At 66.3% G+C, this 18748-nt stretch carries 20 protein-coding genes; 6 read left to right on the top strand and 14 right to left on the bottom strand.

The window, feature by feature from the left end:
* Position 1: 1 nt before the first annotated feature.
* The 6 genes from ilvN to miaA all read right to left on the bottom strand — a co-directional run bounded on the left by ilvN (position 2) and on the right by miaA (position 5631).
* Positions 2 to 544, bottom strand: coding sequence for an acetolactate synthase small subunit (gene ilvN, locus QQL87_RS21780; RefSeq protein ID WP_284420695.1), 543 nt, complete (start codon positions 542 to 544; stop codon positions 2 to 4).
* Between the two features lie 136 nt (positions 545 to 680).
* A complete protein-coding gene (locus QQL87_RS21785) occupies positions 681 to 1664 on the bottom strand; it encodes a threonine dehydratase (RefSeq protein ID WP_284420697.1) in 984 nt (327 codons plus the stop codon).
* Between the two features lie 158 nt (positions 1665 to 1822).
* A complete protein-coding gene (locus tag QQL87_RS21790; RefSeq protein WP_284420698.1) occupies positions 1823 to 3592 on the bottom strand; it encodes an acetolactate synthase 3 large subunit in 1770 nt (589 codons plus the stop codon).
* 400 nt (positions 3593 to 3992) lie between these two features.
* Positions 3993 to 4418, bottom strand: a complete 426-nt coding sequence (locus QQL87_RS21795; protein ID WP_284420700.1) for a PIN domain-containing protein — start codon at positions 4416 to 4418, stop codon at positions 3993 to 3995.
* Positions 4415 to 4672, bottom strand: a complete 258-nt coding sequence (locus tag QQL87_RS21800; protein WP_284420701.1) for a FitA-like ribbon-helix-helix domain-containing protein — start codon at positions 4670 to 4672, stop codon at positions 4415 to 4417. Before QQL87_RS21800 ends, QQL87_RS21795 begins: the two co-directional genes overlap by 4 nt.
* Positions 4673 to 4701: 29 nt before the next feature.
* The gene (gene miaA, locus QQL87_RS21805; protein WP_284420702.1) at positions 4702 to 5631 is read right to left on the bottom strand and encodes a tRNA (adenosine(37)-N6)-dimethylallyltransferase MiaA; all 930 of its coding nucleotides are present in this window, start codon (positions 5629 to 5631) and stop codon (positions 4702 to 4704) included.
* 3 nt (positions 5632 to 5634) lie between these two features.
* Here miaA and serB point away from each other — a divergent pair, with 3 nt between their 5' ends.
* Both serB and QQL87_RS21815 read left to right on the top strand, forming a co-directional pair.
* Positions 5635 to 6525, top strand: a complete 891-nt coding sequence (serB, locus tag QQL87_RS21810; protein ID WP_284420703.1) for a phosphoserine phosphatase SerB — start codon at positions 5635 to 5637, stop codon at positions 6523 to 6525.
* Between the two features lie 722 nt (positions 6526 to 7247).
* Positions 7248 to 7511, top strand: coding sequence for a hypothetical protein (locus QQL87_RS21815; RefSeq protein ID WP_284420704.1), 264 nt, complete (start codon positions 7248 to 7250; stop codon positions 7509 to 7511).
* Between the two features lie 21 nt (positions 7512 to 7532).
* On the opposite strand, the gene QQL87_RS21820 is transcribed toward QQL87_RS21815, so the two are convergent.
* Positions 7533 to 8891: an MFS transporter gene (locus tag QQL87_RS21820; RefSeq protein WP_284420705.1), complete on the bottom strand. Its 1359-nt coding sequence runs from the start codon at positions 8889 to 8891 to the stop codon at positions 7533 to 7535.
* 140 nt (positions 8892 to 9031) lie between these two features.
* Here QQL87_RS21820 and QQL87_RS21825 point away from each other — a divergent pair, with 140 nt between their 5' ends.
* The 4 genes from QQL87_RS21825 to QQL87_RS21840 all read left to right on the top strand — a co-directional run bounded on the left by QQL87_RS21825 (position 9032) and on the right by QQL87_RS21840 (position 11990).
* Positions 9032 to 9961, top strand: coding sequence for a LysR substrate-binding domain-containing protein (locus tag QQL87_RS21825; RefSeq protein ID WP_284420706.1), 930 nt, complete (start codon positions 9032 to 9034; stop codon positions 9959 to 9961).
* A 27-nt stretch (positions 9962 to 9988) separates the two neighbouring features.
* Positions 9989 to 10519, top strand: coding sequence for a GNAT family N-acetyltransferase (locus QQL87_RS21830; RefSeq protein ID WP_284420708.1), 531 nt, complete (start codon positions 9989 to 9991; stop codon positions 10517 to 10519).
* A 177-nt stretch (positions 10520 to 10696) separates the two neighbouring features.
* Complete coding sequence (gene arsH / locus QQL87_RS21835; protein ID WP_284420833.1) at positions 10697 to 11398, top strand: arsenical resistance protein ArsH; 702 nt, start codon at positions 10697 to 10699, stop codon at positions 11396 to 11398.
* Positions 11399 to 11564: 166 nt separating this feature from the next.
* Positions 11565 to 11990: a hypothetical protein gene (locus tag QQL87_RS21840; protein ID WP_284420709.1), complete on the top strand. Its 426-nt coding sequence runs from the start codon at positions 11565 to 11567 to the stop codon at positions 11988 to 11990.
* Between the two features lie 578 nt (positions 11991 to 12568).
* Here the strand turns inward: QQL87_RS21840 and QQL87_RS21845 are convergent.
* From QQL87_RS21845 to QQL87_RS21875, 7 genes are all read right to left on the bottom strand, one after another.
* Entirely contained in the window at positions 12569 to 14065 is a 1497-nt protein-coding gene (locus tag QQL87_RS21845; RefSeq protein ID WP_284420710.1) for a Do family serine endopeptidase, read from the bottom strand.
* Between the two features lie 236 nt (positions 14066 to 14301).
* Complete coding sequence (locus tag QQL87_RS21850) at positions 14302 to 14508, bottom strand: DUF2065 domain-containing protein (RefSeq protein WP_284420711.1); 207 nt, start codon at positions 14506 to 14508, stop codon at positions 14302 to 14304.
* 110 nt (positions 14509 to 14618) lie between these two features.
* Positions 14619 to 15557 carry a protease modulator HflC gene (gene hflC / locus QQL87_RS21855; RefSeq protein WP_284420712.1) on the bottom strand — a complete coding sequence of 313 codons (939 nt, stop codon included), beginning with the start codon at positions 15555 to 15557 and terminating at the stop codon, positions 14619 to 14621.
* On the bottom strand, positions 15554 to 16681 hold the full coding sequence (gene hflK, locus QQL87_RS21860; protein ID WP_284420713.1) for an FtsH protease activity modulator HflK: 1128 nt from the start codon (positions 16679 to 16681) through the stop codon (positions 15554 to 15556). Before hflK ends, hflC begins: the two co-directional genes overlap by 4 nt.
* Before the next feature lie 249 nt (positions 16682 to 16930).
* Positions 16931 to 17443 (bottom strand): dihydrofolate reductase, encoded by a 513-nt coding sequence (locus QQL87_RS21865; RefSeq protein WP_284420714.1) that lies wholly within the window; start codon positions 17441 to 17443, stop codon positions 16931 to 16933.
* On the bottom strand, positions 17440 to 17922 hold the full coding sequence (locus QQL87_RS21870) for a GNAT family N-acetyltransferase (RefSeq protein ID WP_284420715.1): 483 nt from the start codon (positions 17920 to 17922) through the stop codon (positions 17440 to 17442). The genes QQL87_RS21865 and QQL87_RS21870 overlap by 4 nt, the downstream gene beginning before the upstream one ends.
* 3 nt (positions 17923 to 17925) lie before the next feature.
* Positions 17926 to 18720: a thymidylate synthase gene (locus QQL87_RS21875; protein WP_284420716.1), complete on the bottom strand. Its 795-nt coding sequence runs from the start codon at positions 18718 to 18720 to the stop codon at positions 17926 to 17928.
* Positions 18721 to 18748 lie beyond the last annotated feature (28 nt).

An 18748-nucleotide genomic window follows, 5' to 3' on the forward strand; every position in this document is an offset into this window, starting at 1 on the left:
CTCACATCCCTTCCGGTCCCCGCCCGATCGCCGCAACGCCGGTCCTGGCGACTTCCACCAGGCCGAGCGGACGCATCAGATCGATAAACTGAGTGATCTTGTCGGTGTTGCCTGTGATCTCGAACACGAAGCTTTCCGTCGTCGCGTCGATGACGCGGGCGCGGAACGCATCCGCCAGCCGCAGCGCCTCGACGCGCGGCTCGCCGGTGCTGCGCACCTTGACCATGGCGAGCTCGCGCTCGATCGCGCGCTTGGTCAGGGTCATGTCGACGACGCGGTAGACCGGGATCATGCGGTCGAGCTGATGCTTGATCTGCTGGATCACCATCGGCGTGCCGGTCGTGACGATGGTGATGCGCGAGAGATGTTTCTGGCTCTCGGTCTCGGAGACGGTGAGGCTCTCGATGTTGTAGCCGCGCCCGGAGAACAGGCCGATGACGCGCGCGAGCACGCCCGGCTCGTTCTGCACCAGCACCGACAGCGTGTGCGTCTCGTTCGGATCGTGGCGGTCTTCGAGGAAATAGGCTGACGCTGGCTGGTTCATTGGTGTCCCCGTTTTAGCCAAGTCGTCATGGCCGGGCTTGTCCCGGCCATCCACGTCGAGCGTCGCGCGCGCGACTCGTGGATGCCCGGGCCAAGCCCGGGCATGACGGCGGTGTTTGTGGTGCGCCGAGTGCCCATCACGACACTCCTGCCATTTCTTCGGAGGCCGCCGGCATGACCCAGCGCCTGAACAAATCGAGATCGATGTTGCCGCCGGTCAGCACCAGGCCGACGCGCTTGCCGGCGAGCTTGCGCTTCTCCTGCAGAGCGGCTGCGAGCGGGGCCGCGCCGGCGCCTTCGGCGAGATTATGGGTATCGGTCCAGAAGATACGAACGGCCTCGGCGATCTCGGCGTCGCTGACCTGGACGATGCGCGAGGCACCTTTGAGGATGATCGCGAGCGCATCGGCATCCGGGCTGCGGGTGGCGAGGCCGTCGGCATGGGTATCAGCGCTGTTGGTGGTCACGACCGTCCGCGCCGCGAACGACAGCGCATAGGACGGCGCGCCCGTCGACTGCACACCGACGATCTCGGTCTTCAGCCCGAGCAGGTCGCGCGCCAGGATGCAGCCGCAGATGCCCGAGCCCTGCCCGATCGAGACGTAAAGCACGTCGAGGTCCGGGGCGGAACGGAACAGCTCCAGCGCGTAGGTGGCGACGCCGCGGACGATGTCCGGGTGGAACGACGGCACCATCTGCAGGCCATCGTGCGCGGCATGCCGGATGGCCTCCTCGCGCGCTTCCTGGAAGTCGCTGCCATGCTCGATCAGCTCGGCTCCGAACGCCGCCATCGCGCGGTTCTTCTCGACCGAATTGCCCTTGGGCACATAGATCGTCACCGGCAGACCGTTGCGGCGGCCGGCAAATGCGACGCTCTGGCCATGATTGCCGCGCGTCGCGGTGATCAGCCCGCGCACCTCCGGCTGCGTGCGCTTGAGATTGTCGACATAGACCAGCCCGCCACGCACCTTGAAGGCGCCGGCCGGCGTGTGGTTCTCGTGCTTGACGACGACATCAGTCCCCAGCCGCTGCGCCAGCAACGGCCACGCATGCGCCGCCGTCGCCGGCACCGCGGCGCCGACGATGGCATGGGCGGCTTCGAGCTCAGCTAATGTGAACACCGCTGCCTCCACATAATCGCTGTCATGCCCGCGAAGGCGGGCATCCAGTACGCCGCGACGGTCGTGAGTCCCACGATAGCCGCGGCGTACTGGATCGCCCGGTCAAGCCGGGCGATGACAGTGAAGTTTGTGGGGCGCGCCGAGCTCACGATCCGTCCTCACACCAGCGCCTTGCCGCCCGCGAATGCGGCGGCAGGATCGGAGGCTTCCGCCGGCAGGATCATCTCGTTATGCGCCTTGCCCGACGGGATCATCGGGAAGCAGTTCTCGAGCGCCGCGACGCGGCAGTCGAACAGCACGGGCTTCTTGACCGAGATCATCTCCTTGATCGCGCCGTCGAGATCGCCGGGCTTGCTCACCTGCAATCCGACGCCGCCATAGGCCTCCGCGAGCTTGACGAAGTCCGGCAGCGCCTCCGAGTAGGAATGCGACAGGCGGTTGCCGTGCAGCAGCTGCTGCCACTGCCGCACCATGCCCATGTACTGGTTGTTGAGGATGAAGATCTTGACCGGCAGCTCGTACTGCACGGCCGTCGACATCTCCTGCATCGTCATCTGCACCGAGGCGTCGCCGCCGATGTCGATGACGAGGCTGTCGGGATGGGCGACCTGGACGCCGATCGCCGCCGGCAGGCCATAGCCCATGGTGCCGAGCCCGCCGGAGGTCATCCAGCGGTGCGGCTCCTCGAAGCCGTAGAACTGCGCCGCCCACATCTGGTGCTGGCCGACCTCGGTCGTGATGTAGGTGTCGCGCCCGCGCGTCAGCTCGAACAGCCGCTGGATCGCATATTGCGGCATGATGACGTCGCGGTTCGGCTTGAAGGCCAGCGAGTTGCGCGCGCGCCAGGTGGCGATCTGCTGCCACCACGGCTTGATGTCCGGCTTCTTCGCCTCGGCCTTGAACACCTGCAGGATGTCGGCAAGCACGTCGCCGCAATCGCCGATGATCGGCACGTCGACACGGATGTTCTTGTTGATCGAGGACGGGTCGATGTCGATATGGATCTTCTTCGAGTTCGGCGAGAACGCATCGGTGCGGCCGGTGATGCGGTCGTCGAAGCGCGCGCCGACGCACAGCATGACGTCGCAATCATGCATCGTCATGTTGGCCTCGTAGGTGCCGTGCATGCCGAGCATGCCGAGCCAGTTGGGGCCCGACGCCGGATAGGCGCCCAGCCCCATCAAAGTCGAGGTGATCGGGAAGCCCGTGACCTCGACCAGCTCGCGCAGCAGCTTCGAGGCCTCCCGCCCCGCATTGATGACGCCGCCGCCGGAATAGATCACCGGCCGCTTGGCGCCGGCCAGCAGCGCCACGGCTTTGCGGATCTGCATCGCGTCACCCTTGACGCGCGGGGAATAGGAGATGTGCACGTCGGACTTGCGCGGCGGATGATAGGTGCCGGTCGCGAACTGCACGTCCTTCGGCACGTCGACGACGACCGGGCCCGGACGTCCCGTGGTCGCGACGTAGAACGCCTCATGCAGCACCTTGGCGAGATCGTTGACGTTGCGGACCAGCCAATTGTGCTTGGTGCAGGGCCGGGTGATGCCGACCGTGTCGCACTCCTGGAACGCGTCGTTGCCGATCAGATGCGTCGGCACCTGCCCGGTGATGCAAACCAAGGGAATCGAATCCATCAGCGCGTCCGCCAGCGGCGTCACCATGTTGGTGGCGCCAGGACCGGAGGTCACCAGCACGACGCCGGGCTTGCCGGTCGAGCGGGCATAGCCTTCCGCGGCGTGGCCGGCGCCCTGCTCGTGGCGGACCAGGATGTGCTCGACCTCGCTCTGCTGGAAGATCTCGTCATAGATCGGAAGCACCGCGCCGCCCGGATAGCCGAAGAGGTGCTGCACGCCGTGGTCGATGAGCGCGCGCACGATCATCGCGGCGCCGGTCATCTGGTTCGGATCGTGGCTCTTGTCGGTCATGGTGGGCTCCGGATCGCTTTTGTCAGCGGCTTGTCGTCTTGGTCGGTCGGTTGGGTCGGATGGTTTCAGTGGCTCGGTTCAAGGTCGTCTCGGTCGGGGTCGTTTTTGGTCGGGGGTCATCCGGGCAATAAAAAAGGGCCCTCGAAGGCCCTGCGCACCGCTCGGATCATGGATGGCCGCTAGCCATCCCCGGCGATGCGCCTGGGTACGACTACGATAAGGAGGGCGGTAATAATGTTGCGCATGTTGCCGATCGAACTTCCCAAAGGTTGCGCGAACATAGCCACGGATCCCCCGATGTCAAGGCAAAGCGGGTTCGTCAGCGCGATTTTGTCAGGTTAACGCGGAATTTGCCGTTCGGCGAGCGGTAATTGCGACACATCTATCGTTTCGCTGCTGATCACTCCCAGGGGTTAATTAGCTTAACACCCAGTCCGGCGAAGTCGCGGACGTTACGCGTCGCGAGGTCGAGACCGTACGCTGACGCAATACCAGCGATCTGAAGGTCAGCGAGTTTGTTCGGGATCTGATGGAGCGGGAGCCCGTTCGCCCTCGCCTGGGCGAGCAGACGCGCAGCAGCCTGCGCCGCGGCTGCATCGAACGCGTAGATGCGGCTTCCAAAGCGCCTCACTGTCCGCGTGATCGCATTGTCCAGCGCATCCTTGCGCTTGCCGGGGCTGAGCATCGCGAGACCGGCGCCGAGCTCAAAGATCGTGACGCTCGACAGCGCGCTGCTGGCGAAGTTCGAGTCAAGCCAGCTGACGACATGACCAGACGGCGCAGACTTCAACGCCTCCGAAATCACGTTGGTGTCGAGCAGGATCATTCCAGAGCGGCCGGCCGGATCGGCGCAGAGCGCAATTGGTCGAGCACGTCATCCAGATCGACGCCCGGCCGGGAAATCGCCACCAGCCAAGTGCCAAAGGGCTCCGCATCGTCAGGCGATTCCGCTTCCTCCCGCGCGAGCTTCTCGAGGGTCTCCCTCAGGTCGGCTTCCAAGCTCTTCCCCCGCCGTTCGGCGCGAAGCTTCAGCAATTCCTTGGTCGTGTCATCCACTTTGCGGATGAGGATGTCAGCCATCGGAGCCTCCTCAGTTTGATATCAAGATATCACAACTCATTGAAATTTGCCACCACCCACGCCCGCGCCTGCTCCGGCGTCATCCATTCGAACTCCGGCAGCTGGTGCCGAAACCAGGTGAACTGCCGCTTGGCGTAATGGCGGGTGTCGGCCTTGCCGATGACGGCCGCCTCCTCCCGCGAGATCTCGCCCCTGATATAGCGGATCAGCGCCGGCACGCCGTGCGCCTTCATCGCCGGCAACAGCGGATCGAGGCCGCGCGCCGCCAGCCGTTCGACCTCCTCCAGCGCCCCGCTCTCGAGCATTGTGTCGAACCGCGCGTCGATCCGCGCATACAGCGTCTCGCGCTCCGGCGCGATGAACAGCGCCCGGTAGCTGCCCTCCGGCAGCAGCGGCGGGGTGGTCTCGGCATGCCAGTCGGCCAATGGCCGACCGGTGGCCTCGATCACCTCCAGCGCCCGGGCGACACGGGTGCGGTCGCGGACGTTCAGCCGTGCCGCCGCCGCGGCATCGCACCGCGCCAGCTCGGCATGCAGCGCCTCGACGCCGTCGCGATCGAGCCGAAGACGGACCGCCTCGCGGACCTCGTCCGGCACGGGCGGCACGGCCGACAAGCCCCGTGTCAGCGCCTTGAAATACAGCCCGGTGCCGCCGATGAAGACCGGCCGCCGCCCCTCCCGCCCGATCTCGGCGAGAACATCAGCTGCATCACGGACATAGTGGCCGGCCGAGTAGTTCACGGCGGCATCGACATGGCCGTACAGACGGTGCGGCACGCGCGCCTCCTCCGCAGGGGTCGGCCGCGCCGTCAGCACCCGGAGGTCACGGTACACCTGCATGGAATCGGTGTTGATGACCACCCCGCCCGCTTTTTGCGCAAGTTCCATCGCAAGCGCCGACTTGCCGCTGGCGGTCGGCCCTGCGATAAGCACCGCTTTGTTGTCGCTTAGCGAAGTCACCTGATGTCTCTCGTCGCCACCTTCATCTGCAATCCCGCCGATCCCGCGCTTGATACCACGATCGTGGAGGCCTTCCTGGCCGTGCTGCCCCAGCCGGGCACGCCGCGCTGGCTGTTCGACGAGGTCGCCATCGACATCCCGTTCGGCGGCGAAGGCGAAGCCCACAAGATCGAGGCCCGGCTGCGCGACCTGCGCGGCGACATGCCGATCGATATCGTCGTGCAGGCGGAAGCCTTCCGGCGCAAGAAGCTTTTTCTGGCCGACATGGACTCGACCATGATCGGTCAGGAATGCATCGACGAACTGGCCGATTTTGCCGGGCTGAAGCCGCAGGTCGCCGCGATCACCGAGCGGGCCATGCGCGGCGAGATCGCGTTCGAGCCGGCGTTGCGCGAACGCGTCGCCCTGCTGAAGGACCTGCCGGTGAGCGTGGTCGACGAAGTGCTGACCAAGCGCATCAAGCTGACGCCGGGCGGCCGCCACCTGGTGATGACCATGCGCGCGCATGGCGCCTACACCTGCCTGATCTCCGGAGGCTTCACGCTGTTCACCCGCCAGATCGCGGCGAAGCTCGGCTTCCAGGAGAACCGCGCCAACGAGCTCGTCGTCGACGGCGGCAAGCTCACCGGCGAGGTGCGCGAGCCGATCATCGGCCGCGACGCCAAGCTCGCCACGTTGATCGAGTTGCGCGAGTCGTTCGATCTCGACGAGATCGACACGCTCGCGGTCGGCGACGGCGCCAACGACCTCGGCATGATCGAGGCCGCCGGCCTCGGCGTCGCCTATCACGCCAAGCCCGCAGTCTCCGCCGCGGCATCCGCCCGCATCGACCACGGCGATCTCACCGCCCTGCTCTACGCACAAGGCTACACGCGCGATCAGTTCGTGGAGTGACGGGCTGTCGCCGAGACGCCGCTGCCGACCCTGCGCATCTCTTGCCGTCGTCATTCCGGGGCGCGCGTGAGCCGCGAGCCCGGAATCCATAGCCACAGGCAGCCGTGAGGCGACGAGACGGAATTGGCGATTGTCGTCGCGACAATCGCCTCTTGCGGTTATGGATTCCGGGCTCATCGCCGCGCGATGCCCCGGAATGACGGCGGGGACAACGACCGTGCGCGTCGTCCTGTGCCGGCGATGGTGAGCGGCGCTATCCTTGTCGCGGTCGAGTGCTCTCGTTCAAGAGCACCTTGATCAACGGGACGAGGTCCTCCGCGAATGACGGATCGCCGCCGTCTCCGCCGATTGTGACAATCATCTTTAAAATTGCGAATGCTGGACGATTGCAATTTGCGCGTCGTGCCTGAATCGCAATTGAAAGTGAGAGTCTCCGCCAGAAGCGGCGCGCCGTCCGGCCGGCGATCAGCGGACCGGGATTTTGTTTCAATTCAGCCCGTCTCCGCGCAACTCCATTCCAATTTCATTTCAGAACGCAAATCAGATCATTCGCCCTCCGCATCGAGGCGAGTCCGGCGCTGCCAACATTAACCGCATCACCAATCGATGAGTTGTCAAACCATGCTGCATTGCATATATCCGGCCTAACGCAAGGGAATGTCCAAGGAAACGAAAGCGATTGCACGTGATGCAATCGATCATCGTCACAGAAGGACTTTCCGATGACCATCAAGCACATCATCCCCGGCTCTCTCGTTGCCCTCGCGCTGCTGAGCGGCGCTGCCGTTGCGGCGGAGCTGCCGAGCTACGAAGTGGGAGCGCTGCCGGCCACCCCGCATCAGCTCTCCGTCGTCGGCGCATCCGCCGCGCAGCAGACCATCGCCGCGGACAACGCCACCTCGCCGCACCAGCTCGCCGTGCTCACCCACCACCGCCGCAGCGCGGCCCTCGTCATCCCGACCACCGTCGGCAGCGTTCGCAACTAAGCGGCGCGACGTCTCTGGCGATCAGGTCACCTGCTGCTCTTCACCGCCTGCGCGTATGGCCGGGGACAGCAGCAGGAGGGCCACGGCGCTCGCCGCTGCACAGACCAGCGCCGCAACCTCGAACATCCAGACATATCCCCCGGCTCGATCCGAGCCTCCCAGAACGGCGCCGAGCACGGCGATGCCGATCGCGAAGCCGGCTTGGCGCATGATCACCGTCACGGCCGCAGCCATCCCGGCGTGAGCAGGCGGTACGAGTGCCACCACAGCTCCTGACAACTGCGGATGCGCCAATGCGGCGCCGCATCCGATCCCGCCCATGGCGATGCCTGCGAGCCACAATCGCAGCATGGCGTCGGGCGCCGCCAGGGCGGCGACAAAAGCGAGATCGCCAGCGGCGATGATCGCGAGCGCAATGGCAAAGTGCCAGCGCCATCCCAATCGGACAACGAGCCTCGCGCCGAGCGGCGGCACCACGAGCATCGGCAGCGTCGCCATGAGCATCGCGACGCCGCATTCCGCCGTTGTCCATCCGAACGTCGCACCGAGAAGCCCAGGCAGATAGACCAGAACCGCCCAATAGCCGAGCGACACGGCATTCAGCAGCAGCCCGACGGCGACCATCGCGCGGTTGACGAAGATGGCGGGATCGAAGATCGGCTCCCTGCGATGCCGCTGCTGCCACAGGAAGCCCGCCAGCAGGACCCCGGCCAGACCGATGCCGATGGTCATGCGTAATCCGCCCTGGACGTTGAGCAGCGTCGCAACCAGCACGCAAAGCGCCGCGCTGAACAGCGCCATGCCGACATGATCCAGAGCGCGCCGCACCGACGGCCGCATCTCGGGCACGAGACGGGGAATGCTCACGGCGGCCACCAGGCACGCCGGCAGGTTGGCGAGGAAGATCCAGCGCCAGCCGAGCCACCCGGAGATGGCGCCTCCGAGGCTTGGTCCGAGCGCCATCGCAACGCCCGACGCCACGCCGAGGCATGCCAGAGCACGGGTGCGCTGGTCGGCCTGCGGATAGAGCCCGGCGATCAGCGCGATACCGCCGGTCATCACGAATGCTGCGCCGATTCCCTGCACCATCCGCGCAAGTCCGAGGCTCAGGCCGCCGACAGCCATCGCGCACGCAGCCGATGCGGCAGCAAATACCAGATTGCCGGCAAGCATCGTCCGCCGGCGCCCAGAACGGTCGGCGACACCACCGGCGACCACCAGCGCTGCCGTGAAGGCGAGACTATAGGCGTCCATCATCCATGCCTGGCCGGCGATCCCGAGCTGCAGCTCGGTCGCAACCGCGGGCAACGCCATGATCACTGCCGTCACGTCGAAATTGGTGAGGAAGGCAGCGAGGCTCAGGGCAAGGGCCGGCCACATTGACGACCGCGTCCCTGCAGCAGCATCGGACAGCATTGAACGGGTTGTCGGCATCGGACGGCTTTCCTCGTGATAGCGAGCGGCATCCATGGACGCCGCAGCTATTCACGTCAGCATGAATCTCATTCATAGTCTCACTCATGCGCTCGCTTCCGCCCTTCGACGGCCTCGTCGCGTTCGAATCCACCGCGCGTCACCGCAGCATGACGCTGGCGGCGACCGAGCTCGGCTTGACCCAGAGCGCGGTCAGCCACCGTCTGCGCAAGCTCGAAGCCTTTCTCGGTGCGAAGCTGTTCAATCATCGCAGCGGAACCGGGCTGTCCCCGACGGTGGCCGGCGCCTCGCTGCTCACGGAGATCGTCGGTCTGCTCGACGACATGGCGATGCTGCGCGCGAGATATCGCGCGGCCGCGCAGCCGGCCGTCTTGAAGGTCGGCGTCGGCGCCGCCCTGTCGCATTATTGGCTGGTCCGCCGCCTGCCCGGCTTCCTGTCGGGGCATCGCGACGTCGGCATCGAGCTCGTGGTGGCCGAGAGCGAAGCCCAGGCGCGCGCCGCGGATGTCGATATCCAGGTTCTGTGGCTGCCGAAGACGGCAGCCCGCTCAACCTCGACGCAACGGCTGCTGTTCAAGGAGCGCGTGTTTCCGGTCGCGATGCCCAGGCTGCTGCCCCGCGCCCGTCCGCTTCGCACGGTCCATCAGCTCGCGAGCTATCCGATCATCCACAAGGGACGCGCCGGTCGCGACGACGGTGCGGAATGGTCATGGTCCGCCTGGTTCGCGCGCCTGGGTCTGGGCGCGCAGGCGCCGGATGGCATGCGCGTCGATACGATCAGTCTGGCGCTGGCCGCCGCGATCGAAGGCGCCGGAATAGCGCTCGGACGGTCGTTGCTCGTACACGACGCGCTGGCTGAGCGCCGCCTGACCCGGGTGCTTTCGGCTGAATGGGACATGCCGTCCAGCAAGGTGCATGTCGTGCGCTGGCCGGCCATATTGAGCAGCGACGCGCGCGTCCGGCTGTTCACGGGCTGGCTTGCGAGCGAAGCGGCACGCCTGTCCGACGCCGAGTAAGGCGCGGGCTGGCCGATGGAGGGTTTCTTGAACGACATCATGATCCGGCCGGCAATCGACCAGGACGCTCCCGCCGTTGCTTCGCTCCACGCGGCGAGCTGGCGCGATACCTATGCCAACATCCTGTCCGCGGATTTCCTGAGCGACGGCGTCGATGCGGACCGGCGCGCCGTCTGGTCGCAACGGCTGAGCGCCCCCACCGCGGATCAGTTCGTCAATGTCGCCTACGACCCGGACGGACGCCTGCTCGGCTTCATCTGCTGCTATCGCGATGCCGATCCGGTCTGGGGAAGTCTGGTCGACAATCTGCATGTCGCGGCCGCGACACGCGGCTCGGGTCTCGGCGAGCGGCTGCTGCGGGACGCAGCACGGCTGCTTGCGCCAAGCGCGTCGCACTCGGGACTGCACCTCTGGGTCTTCGAGGCCAACACCGCCGCCCTTCGCTTCTACACGCGGCTCGGCGGCCGCGTCGTGGAGACCGGAAGCTCCGAAAATCCGGCCGCGGGCGGCAAGACGGTCCTGCGTGTGCATTGGCCCGATGTCACGCAACTGGCCTGATTATCCTGGCGCGGGGCGGGCCGAGGCGCTGCATCGAATCCGTGCGCGATCCCGCCGTTGACCGGCAGGATACAGGCCGCCATGTTGCATCGAGCCGCTCGCAAGGCCATCCGGTCTGCCCCCGCTGGGGAGTGACCAGAGGCCGACCGCCCCTGGGGTGCCGCGTTGACCGACGACATGCCGCAATTGGACGACACCTCCTTCCATCCGATCGATCGCGCCAAGCTGCTCGAGCCCTCGCTCTCCTCCCACCCTCCGCGCATTCTGCTGCTCTACGGGTCGCTGCGACAGCGCTCGTTCAGCCGGCTGCTCACCGAGGAGGCGGCGCGCATCCTGGCGCGCTTCGGCGCGGAGACGCGGAGCTTCGATCCGCACGGGCTGCCGCTGGTCGACGACGCCTGGCCCGATCATCCCAAGGTCGGAGAGCTGCGCGATCTCGTGACCTGGTGCGAGGGCATGGTGTGGTGCTCGCCGGAGCGGCACGGCGCGATGACCGGGGTGATGAAGACCCAGATCGACTGGATCCCGCTATCGCTCGGCGCCGTCAGGCCGACGCAGGGCAAGACGCTGGCGGTGATGCAGGTCTCCGGCGGCTCGCAGTCGTTCAATGCCGTCAATCAGCTGCGGGTGCTGGGCCGGTGGATGCGCCTGATCACCATCCCGAACCAGTCATCGGTGGCCAAGGCGTTCGCGGAGTTCGACGACGACGACCGCATGAAGCCGTCGGCCTATTACGACCGCGTCGTCGACGTCATGGAGGAGCTGGTCAAGTTCACGCTACTGACCCGCGACCGAGCGGACTATCTGGTCGATCGCTATTCCGAGCGCAAGGAGAGCGCCGAGGAGCTGTCGAAGCGGGTCAATCAGCGATCGCTGTGAGCGGGCGCGGCGCCGGATGTCGATCCTGCGGAGCGCCGATCGTTTTCCGACTTCTGATTAAAATAAATATCTTGCGCATTATCGCAAATCATGATTGTATCCTCGCATCCCGCCTCACCGCAGAGGGCGTTGCGCGCGATCGTCACGACACGCGAGGTGGGATGCGATGGCCGCGTTGTTGCCGCAGCATGCTTTCGGGCGTGCGGACGAACGGCAGTGCGTGGACGTGAAGTCGCAGCGTCCTGATACCCCGACGCTGGTATCAAGCCGCGTGGCACCGATGTGCCGCGTGGCGATGGTGGCCAACAAGCCCGGCGCACCAGGGAGACTGCGTATAAGCGTGAAGACCATCGCGCAGGGAATGCCGGCGTGTTCGGCTTTGCCTGTGGTGACTGCCGCCTGCTTTTCTTGTTGCAGGCGGGCCATGGGTGAGGCCTTCACCCGGCATTCTCTGCGCCCTCTGCATTTTCAGAGGGACGAACTGATCGCAAAGCTCGGGCTGCATCGGCCGCGAGACCGCGTCCTCATGTCGAAACGCTGTTTGAACCGTGAATCCGATCCAACGAACGCTGTCGTCCCGGGCAAGCCGTGACGCGCCACGCGCGTCGCGGCGCCGACCCGGGACCCATACGCCGCAGCGGATGTGATGTGCGGGTTGCTAACGACGCGCCTGCCTCAAACCGCTGCCTTGGGTTATGGGTACCGGCTCAAGGCCGGGACGACAGCGGAGTGTGGAGCTGCCGTAGGGGGGCCAAAGGCGCGCCCCGCTTTTCATGAGCCCAGCGAGATGTCTCGCGCGCCGTGCCCGCCATCGCGCCGGCGAGTTCGCTGCAAGACGGTGGGCACGGCGCGCGAGAGAGCATCGTACCAAGCGCATACCACGGCGCGCCTTTGCCCACCTACAAACGACCAACTCAGCGATCGTCAGCGCGCTGCCAGATACAGCGCCCTCTCCCCTTGCGGGAGAGGGCATGTACGGCCCATCCACGCATGCGGTTGGGTGAGGGGTATCTCTCCGCTGGCTCGCTCGTGGAGAGATACCCCTCACCCAAGCGAGCCTGCCGCTCTTTCCTACATGCCCTCTCCCGCAAGGGGAGAGGGCGCATTCACTTGCACTGCGCTCATCTTCGCATCTCAAAGCGCGGATGTGGTCACGACCGCCTGAAGCCCCTACTGCAAACTCAGCGCGACGAACCGCAGCTCGCCGTCGGCGTTGGAGACCAGCAGCAGCACCGACTTCTTGCCGTCCTTCTTGAGCTGGTCGACGCGCTTCTTGATGTCGGCGCCGGAGGTCACCGCCTCCTGGGCGACCTCGACGATGACGTCGCCGGCCGACAGCCGCTTCTCGGCGGCGTCGGAGGCCTGGTCGACGCCGGTGACGACGACGCCCTTGACGCTGTCCTTGATCTTGTAGCGCGTGCGAAGGTCCTTCGACAGCGCGGCGAGATCGAGCCCGAGCGCCTTCTGGGTCACCGGCTTCTCGGCCGGCTCGTCCTTCTTGATCGCCGCCTGCTGGACCTTCTCGTTGTCCTCGAGCCGGCCGAGCTTGACCTTGAGCGTCTGCTCCTGGCCCTTGCGGATCACGACGACGTCGACCTCCTTGCCGACGGCGGTGTCGGCGACGATGCGCGACAGGTCCTTCGGCTCCTTGATGTCGCGGCCGTCGAACTTGACGACGACGTCACCGGGCTCGATGCCGGCCGGCTTGGCCGGACCCTTGTCGTCGACGCCGGCGACCAGCGCACCGCGCGCCGGCTTGATGTTGAGGCTCTCGGCGATCTCGTCGGTGACGCCCTGGATGCGCACGCCGAGCCAGCCGCGGCGCAGCTCGCCGAACTGGCGCAGCTGATCGACCACGCCGGCGACCGTCTTGGACGGCACGGCGAAGCCGATGCCGATCGAGCCGCCGGAGGGCGAGATGATCAGCGTGTTGACGCCGATGACATCGCCCTCGAGGTTGAACAGCGGGCCGCCGGAATTGCCGCGGTTGATGGCGGCGTCGGTCTGGATGTAGCTGTCATAGGGACCCGACGAGATGTCGCGGTTCTTGGCCGAGACGATGCCGGCGGTGACGGTGCCGCCGAGGCTGAACGGGTTGCCGATCGCGACCACCCAGTCGCCGAGCCGGAGCTTGTCGGAATCGCCGAACTTGACCACCGTGAGCTGCCGCGGCGGCTTGAACTTGAGCACCGCGAGGTCGGTCTTCTTGTCGACGCCGACCAGCTCGGCCTTGATCTTGGTGCCGTCGTTGAGGATCACGTTGATCTCGTCGGCGTCCGCGATGACGTGGTTGTTGGTGACCACCACGCCGCTATCGTCGACGATGAAGCCGGAGCCGAGCGAGTTGGTGCGGCGGGGCGTGGCGTCGCCGCTGCGACCACCCGGACCGCCGCGGCGGTTCTTGAAGAAGTCGTCGAAGAACTCCTCGAACGGCGAGCCCGGCGGCACCTGCGGATTGGCACCGCGGTTCTCGCCACCGCCCTTGGCCTCGACGGTCTGCGAGGTCGAGATGTTGACGACGGCGTCGATCACCTTCTCGGCGACGTCGGCGATCCCCTCGGGTCCCCGCGCCGAGGCCGGCACCGGCGCAAGCGCCCAGCCCGCGGCAAGGACGGCCGCGGTCAGGACCGGACGCAGGCGACGGCTGAAAGCAAGGGTTGCGGTCATCAGGCGGATCTCCAGAAAAGGCTGCAAATTCAACCGGCACAGTGCGCCGGAACCGGGCGGCGACGCAAGCGCGCCGGCGCGCGGCGCCGGATTCATCATTGAAGGCGACCTAATACGGCAAAATGGCGCGGCCATCGCCTCACAATGGCGTTGGCCGGGCAACGGACGGGGGTCATCGTGACGGCGGGTTCTGAGGACCTCCCAGCGGGGCGGGGTCTGACCGCAGCAGCCCTCGCTCAGATCGGGCGCCGGATCACCCAGATCAGCACCAGGCCGGCGACCGCCGAGCCGATGCCGACCGCACGCAGCACATTGTCCGGCGTGGTCATGGCCGTCTTCATCGCCCGCCGCATCCAGTCCGGACTGGCCGCGAACATCAGGCCCTCGAGCACGAACAGGATACCTAATCCGATGAGGAAATCGGAAAACGCAATGGACCTCATCGGACCCGGACCTCCCGTTCGACCTTTTTGATAGGCAACGGGGCGAAGCAACGGCTTCGCCCCGTCCGTGTCAACTCTTATTCACCGCGATCAACCGCGCCCTGCCGACATCAGGGTTTCGCGGCTTGCGCGGCGGCTGCGGTGGCGTTGGTGGCCGCCGACGGCGTTTCCGAGCCCGGCTTCCCCGACGGGTTGGCGAAGTAGCGGAAGAACTCCGAATCCGGCCGCAGCAGGAAGCGGGTCTCGCCGGACTTCAGCCCGTTCTCATAGGCCGTCATCGAGCGGTAGAAGGCGAAGAAGTCGGGATCCTTGCCGTAGGCCTCGGCGAACAGCCGGTTGCGCTCGGCGTCGCCGGCGCCGCGGGTCTGCTCCGCCTGCGAGTTGGCCTCGGCCACGATCACGGTGGCCTCGCGATCCGCCTTCGACTTGATCTCCTGCGCCTTCTGGCCGCCGAGGGCGCGGAACTCGGCCGCTTCACGCTGCCGCTCGCTGTTCATGCGGTCGTAGACCGCCTGGCTGTTGGCCTCCGGCAGGTCGGCGCGGCGGATGCGGACGTCGACCACCTGAATGCCGTAGTTGTCGGCCTCCTTGTCGAGCTGGTCGCGGATCTTGCGCATCAGGGTCTCGCGCTCGTCACGCACCACCTGGGTGAAGGTGACCTCGCCGAGCACACGCCGCAGGGCGGCGTTGAGAAGGGTGCCGAGCTGGACGTTGGCATTCTGGATCGTGCCGGCGCGCTGGTAGAACTGCAGCGCGTTCTTGATCCGGTAGCGGGCGAAGGCGTCGACCACGAGCCGCTTCTGATCGAAGGCGATGACCTCCTGCGAGGGGTTCTCGAGGTCGAGGATGCGCTTGTCGATCGAGATCACGTTGTCGATGAATGGCGCCTTCACGTTCAGGCCGGGCTCGGTGACGACGTCGACCGGCTTGCCGAACCGGACGACCAGCGCCTGCTCGGTCTGCTGCACGGTGAACAGCGAGCTGTAGCCGATCACGACCACCGCGAGCGCGATGACCAGCGCCAGGATTCCAGTGACGGGGGACCTCATCGGACGCCTCCCTGCGGAGCGGCGGGCGCCTGGCGGCGCGGCGCGAGATCGCCGAGCGGCAGCAGCGGCACGGGGCCACCGCCAGGCCCGCTGTCGAGCACGAGCTTGTCCGAGCCGGAGAGCACGCGCTCCATCGTCTCGAGATAGATGCGTTCGCGGGTCACGTCGGGCGCCTTCTTGTACTCGTCATAGACCTTCAGGAAGCGCGCGCTCTGGCCCTTGGCCTCGGCGATCGCCTGCTCCTTGTAGCCCTCGGCGACCTGCAGGATCTGGGCAGCACGCCCGCGGGCATCGGGGACGACCTTGTTGGCGTAGGTCTGGGCCTCGTTCTGCGCCTTCTCCAGGTCGGCGCGCGCCGCCTGCACGTCGCGGAACGCCGCAATCACCTGCGCCGGAGGGTCGACCTTCTGCATCTGCACATTGTCGACCTGGATGCCAGAGCCATAGGCATCGAGCGTCTTCTGCATCAGCTCCAGCACGCTCTGCTCGATCTGGGTGCGGGCGCCGGTCAGCACCGGCTGGATGTTCGACCGGCCGATCACCTCGCGCATCGCGCTCTCGGCCACCGCCTTCACGGTGCCTTCCGGATTCTGGATGTTGAACAGGAAGTCGGCGGCGCCCTTCGGCTTGATGCGCCACAGCACCGTGACGTCGACGTCGACGATGTTCTCGTCGCCGGTGAGCATCAGGCTCTCCTCCGGCACGTCGCGACCGCCGCGGCCACGGCGGCCCGGATCGTCATTGGCGGTGAAGCCGATCGAGATCGAGTTGACGCGCAGCGCCTTGGGCAGCAGCACGGTCTCGATCGGATAAGGCAGGTGGTAGCGCAGGCCCGGCTGCTCGTCGCGGACATATTTGCCGAAGCGCAGCACGACGCCGAGCTCCTCGGACTGCACCCGGTAGAAGCCGGACAGGAGCCAGATCGCGATCGCGCCGACCACGATCAGGAGGACGCCGACGGTGCCGAAGCCGCCGCCGGGGATGAACTGCTGGAGCCGGTCCTGGCCGCGCCGCAGAAGATCTTCCAGATCGGGTGGCCTTGGACCGACCGGTTGCGGTCCCGAGCCCCAGGGCCCCTTCGGACCCGGACCCCACGGGCCTCCGCCCTGATTCTTCCACGCCATCGATCGATCTCCTCCGAGAGGCTGATACTGCCCGAACGCCGGCCCCCGACGGCGGCCGGGTTATAAGGGACGGCCCGGCCCCTTACAACGTAGCGCTCCAGCTAAGCCCGAACCGGGTTTTGTCAATGTAAACAGGGCGGCAAGCGCCGGTTTGCCGCGGCTGAAACGCCCGGGAGCGGCCAAACAACGCGACTTCATCATTAATGGATGGTCTTGAAGCCGCGGCCGGGCCGGAGGGCGCCGGGAGGTTCAGCGTCTCCGGCGGTAGGTGACGTAGGAGAATTCAGCCTGATCGTCCGGTCCCGAGGCTTGACGCTCGCGTGCCACCTCCTGCCACTGGGCAGGGTCGATCGCCGGAAACAGGGTGTCGCCCGGCGGGCTCGCATGGACCTCGGTGATTTCCAGCCGGTCGGCCAGCGGCATCGTCGCCGCGTAGATCTCGGCGCCGCCCACGATCGCGATCTCCGCGGCTGAACGCCGCAGCGCATCCCCGCGCGCAATGCCGAGCGCTTCGTCGATGGTGCGGGTCACGATCGCGCCGGGGGCACGGAAATCAGCATCGCGGGTGACGATGATGTTGGTCCGGCCCGGCAGCGGCCGGCGGGGAAACGACATGAAGGTCTTGCGGCCCATCACGATCGGCCGGCCCATCGTGAGTGCCCTGAAGCGCTTCTGATCGCTCTTCTGTCGCCAGGGAATGGCGTTCTCAGCGCCGATCACGCCATTCTCGGCGACCGCGACGATCTGCACGATCTCGATCATGGCGCTCTCTCGGCGAGCTGCGTCAGCGCAGGTCCCGTGACCTTGCACACGGTCCAGTCGTCCATCAGCTCGGCGCCGAGCGATTTGTAGAAGGTGATCGACGGCGCGTTCCAGTCGAGCACCGACCATTGCAGCCGCGCCCAGCCGCGCTTCACGCAGGTCGCCGCGAGATGGCCGAGCAGCGCCTGGCCGAGGCCGTTGCGGCGGAACGCGGGACGCACGAACAGGTCCTCGAGATAGATGCCGGGCTTGCCGGCAAAGGTCGAGAAATTGACGAACCAGATCGCGAAGCCCGCGACCTCGCCGTTCCATTCCGCGAGATCACAGAACAGCGTCGGATGCTCGCAGAACAGCGCGGCGGCGATATCAGTTTCGCTGGCAACCACCTCATGCGCGAGCTTCTCGTAGTCGGCGAGCTCGTTGATCAGCGCGAACACGACGCCGATGTCGGAAGGCTTGGCGCTTCGGATCGACAGCATGCCCTAGACCGCGACCTCGGCCTTGATGTGCGGATGCGGATCGTAGCCGGCGAGCGCGAAATCCTCGTAGCGGAAGGCGAAGATGTCCTTGATGTCCGGATTGAGCGTCATGGTCGGCAGCGGCCGCGGGGTGCGGGTCAGTTGCAGGCGCGCCTGCTCGATGTGGTTGGAGTAGAGGTGCACGTCGCCGAACGAGTGCACGAAATCGCCGAGCTTCAGGCCGGTGACCTGCGCCACCATCATGGTGAGCAGCGCATAGGAGGCGATGTTGAAGGGCACGCCGAGGAAGACATCGGCCGAGCGCTGATAGAGCTGGCAGGACAGCTTGCCGTTGGCCACGTAGAACTGGAACAGGCAGTGGCAGGGCGGCAGCGCCATCTTCTCGACGTCGGCCGGATTCCAGGCGGTGACGATCAGCCGGCGCGAATCCGGGTTGCGCTTGATCATGTCGACGACGTTGGTGATCTGGTCGATGTGGCCACCGTCCGGCGTCGGCCAGGAGCGCCACTGGTAGCCGTAGACGGGGCCGAGATCGCCGTTGGCGTCGGCCCACTCGTCCCAGATCGTCACACCATGGTCGTGCAGGTATCTGACGTTGGTGTCGCCCTTCAGGAACCACAGGAGCTCGTGCACGATCGCCTTCAGCGGCAGCCGCTTGGTGGTGACCATCGGGAAGCCAGCGGCAAGGTTGAAGCGCATCTGATGGCCGAACACCGACAGCGTGCCGGTGCCGGTGCGGTCGTGTTTCTCCGCGCCGTCGGACAGGATGCGTTCGAGCAGGTCGTGATACTGGTGCATGGCCGATGCTTGCCGTTAAAACGCAAGC

It is taken from the genome of Bradyrhizobium sp. SSBR45G (genome assembly GCF_030159255.1).
Taxonomy (GTDB): Bacteria; Pseudomonadota; Alphaproteobacteria; order Rhizobiales; family Xanthobacteraceae; genus Bradyrhizobium.

Coding starts and splice junctions, on each gene's coding strand:
- QQL87_RS21790 (WP_284420698.1), bottom strand. CDS start 3,592: ATGACCGACAAGAGCCACGATCCGAACCAGATGACCGGCGCCGCGATG.
- QQL87_RS21875 (WP_284420716.1), bottom strand. CDS start 18,720: ATGCACCAGTATCACGACCTGCTCGAACGCATCCTGTCCGACGGCGCG.
- hflK (WP_284420713.1), bottom strand. CDS start 16,681: ATGGCGTGGAAGAATCAGGGCGGAGGCCCGTGGGGTCCGGGTCCGAAG.
- hflC (WP_284420712.1), bottom strand. CDS start 15,557: ATGAGGTCCCCCGTCACTGGAATCCTGGCGCTGGTCATCGCGCTCGCG.
- QQL87_RS21840 (WP_284420709.1), top strand. CDS start 11,565: ATGGCCGCGTTGTTGCCGCAGCATGCTTTCGGGCGTGCGGACGAACGG.
- QQL87_RS21820 (WP_284420705.1), bottom strand. CDS start 8,891: ATGTGGCCGGCCCTTGCCCTGAGCCTCGCTGCCTTCCTCACCAATTTC.
- ilvN (WP_284420695.1), bottom strand. CDS start 544: ATGAACCAGCCAGCGTCAGCCTATTTCCTCGAAGACCGCCACGATCCG.
- QQL87_RS21825 (WP_284420706.1), top strand. CDS start 9,032: ATGCGCTCGCTTCCGCCCTTCGACGGCCTCGTCGCGTTCGAATCCACC.
- QQL87_RS21815 (WP_284420704.1), top strand. CDS start 7,248: ATGACCATCAAGCACATCATCCCCGGCTCTCTCGTTGCCCTCGCGCTG.
- serB (WP_284420703.1), top strand. CDS start 5,635: ATGTCTCTCGTCGCCACCTTCATCTGCAATCCCGCCGATCCCGCGCTT.
- arsH (WP_284420833.1), top strand. CDS start 10,697: ATGCCGCAATTGGACGACACCTCCTTCCATCCGATCGATCGCGCCAAG.
- QQL87_RS21865 (WP_284420714.1), bottom strand. CDS start 17,443: ATGATCGAGATCGTGCAGATCGTCGCGGTCGCCGAGAATGGCGTGATC.
- QQL87_RS21845 (WP_284420710.1), bottom strand. CDS start 14,065: ATGACCGCAACCCTTGCTTTCAGCCGTCGCCTGCGTCCGGTCCTGACC.
- QQL87_RS21800 (WP_284420701.1), bottom strand. CDS start 4,672: ATGGCTGACATCCTCATCCGCAAAGTGGATGACACGACCAAGGAATTG.
- QQL87_RS21795 (WP_284420700.1), bottom strand. CDS start 4,418: ATGATCCTGCTCGACACCAACGTGATTTCGGAGGCGTTGAAGTCTGCG.
- QQL87_RS21850 (WP_284420711.1), bottom strand. CDS start 14,508: ATGAGGTCCATTGCGTTTTCCGATTTCCTCATCGGATTAGGTATCCTG.
- QQL87_RS21870 (WP_284420715.1), bottom strand. CDS start 17,922: ATGCTGTCGATCCGAAGCGCCAAGCCTTCCGACATCGGCGTCGTGTTC.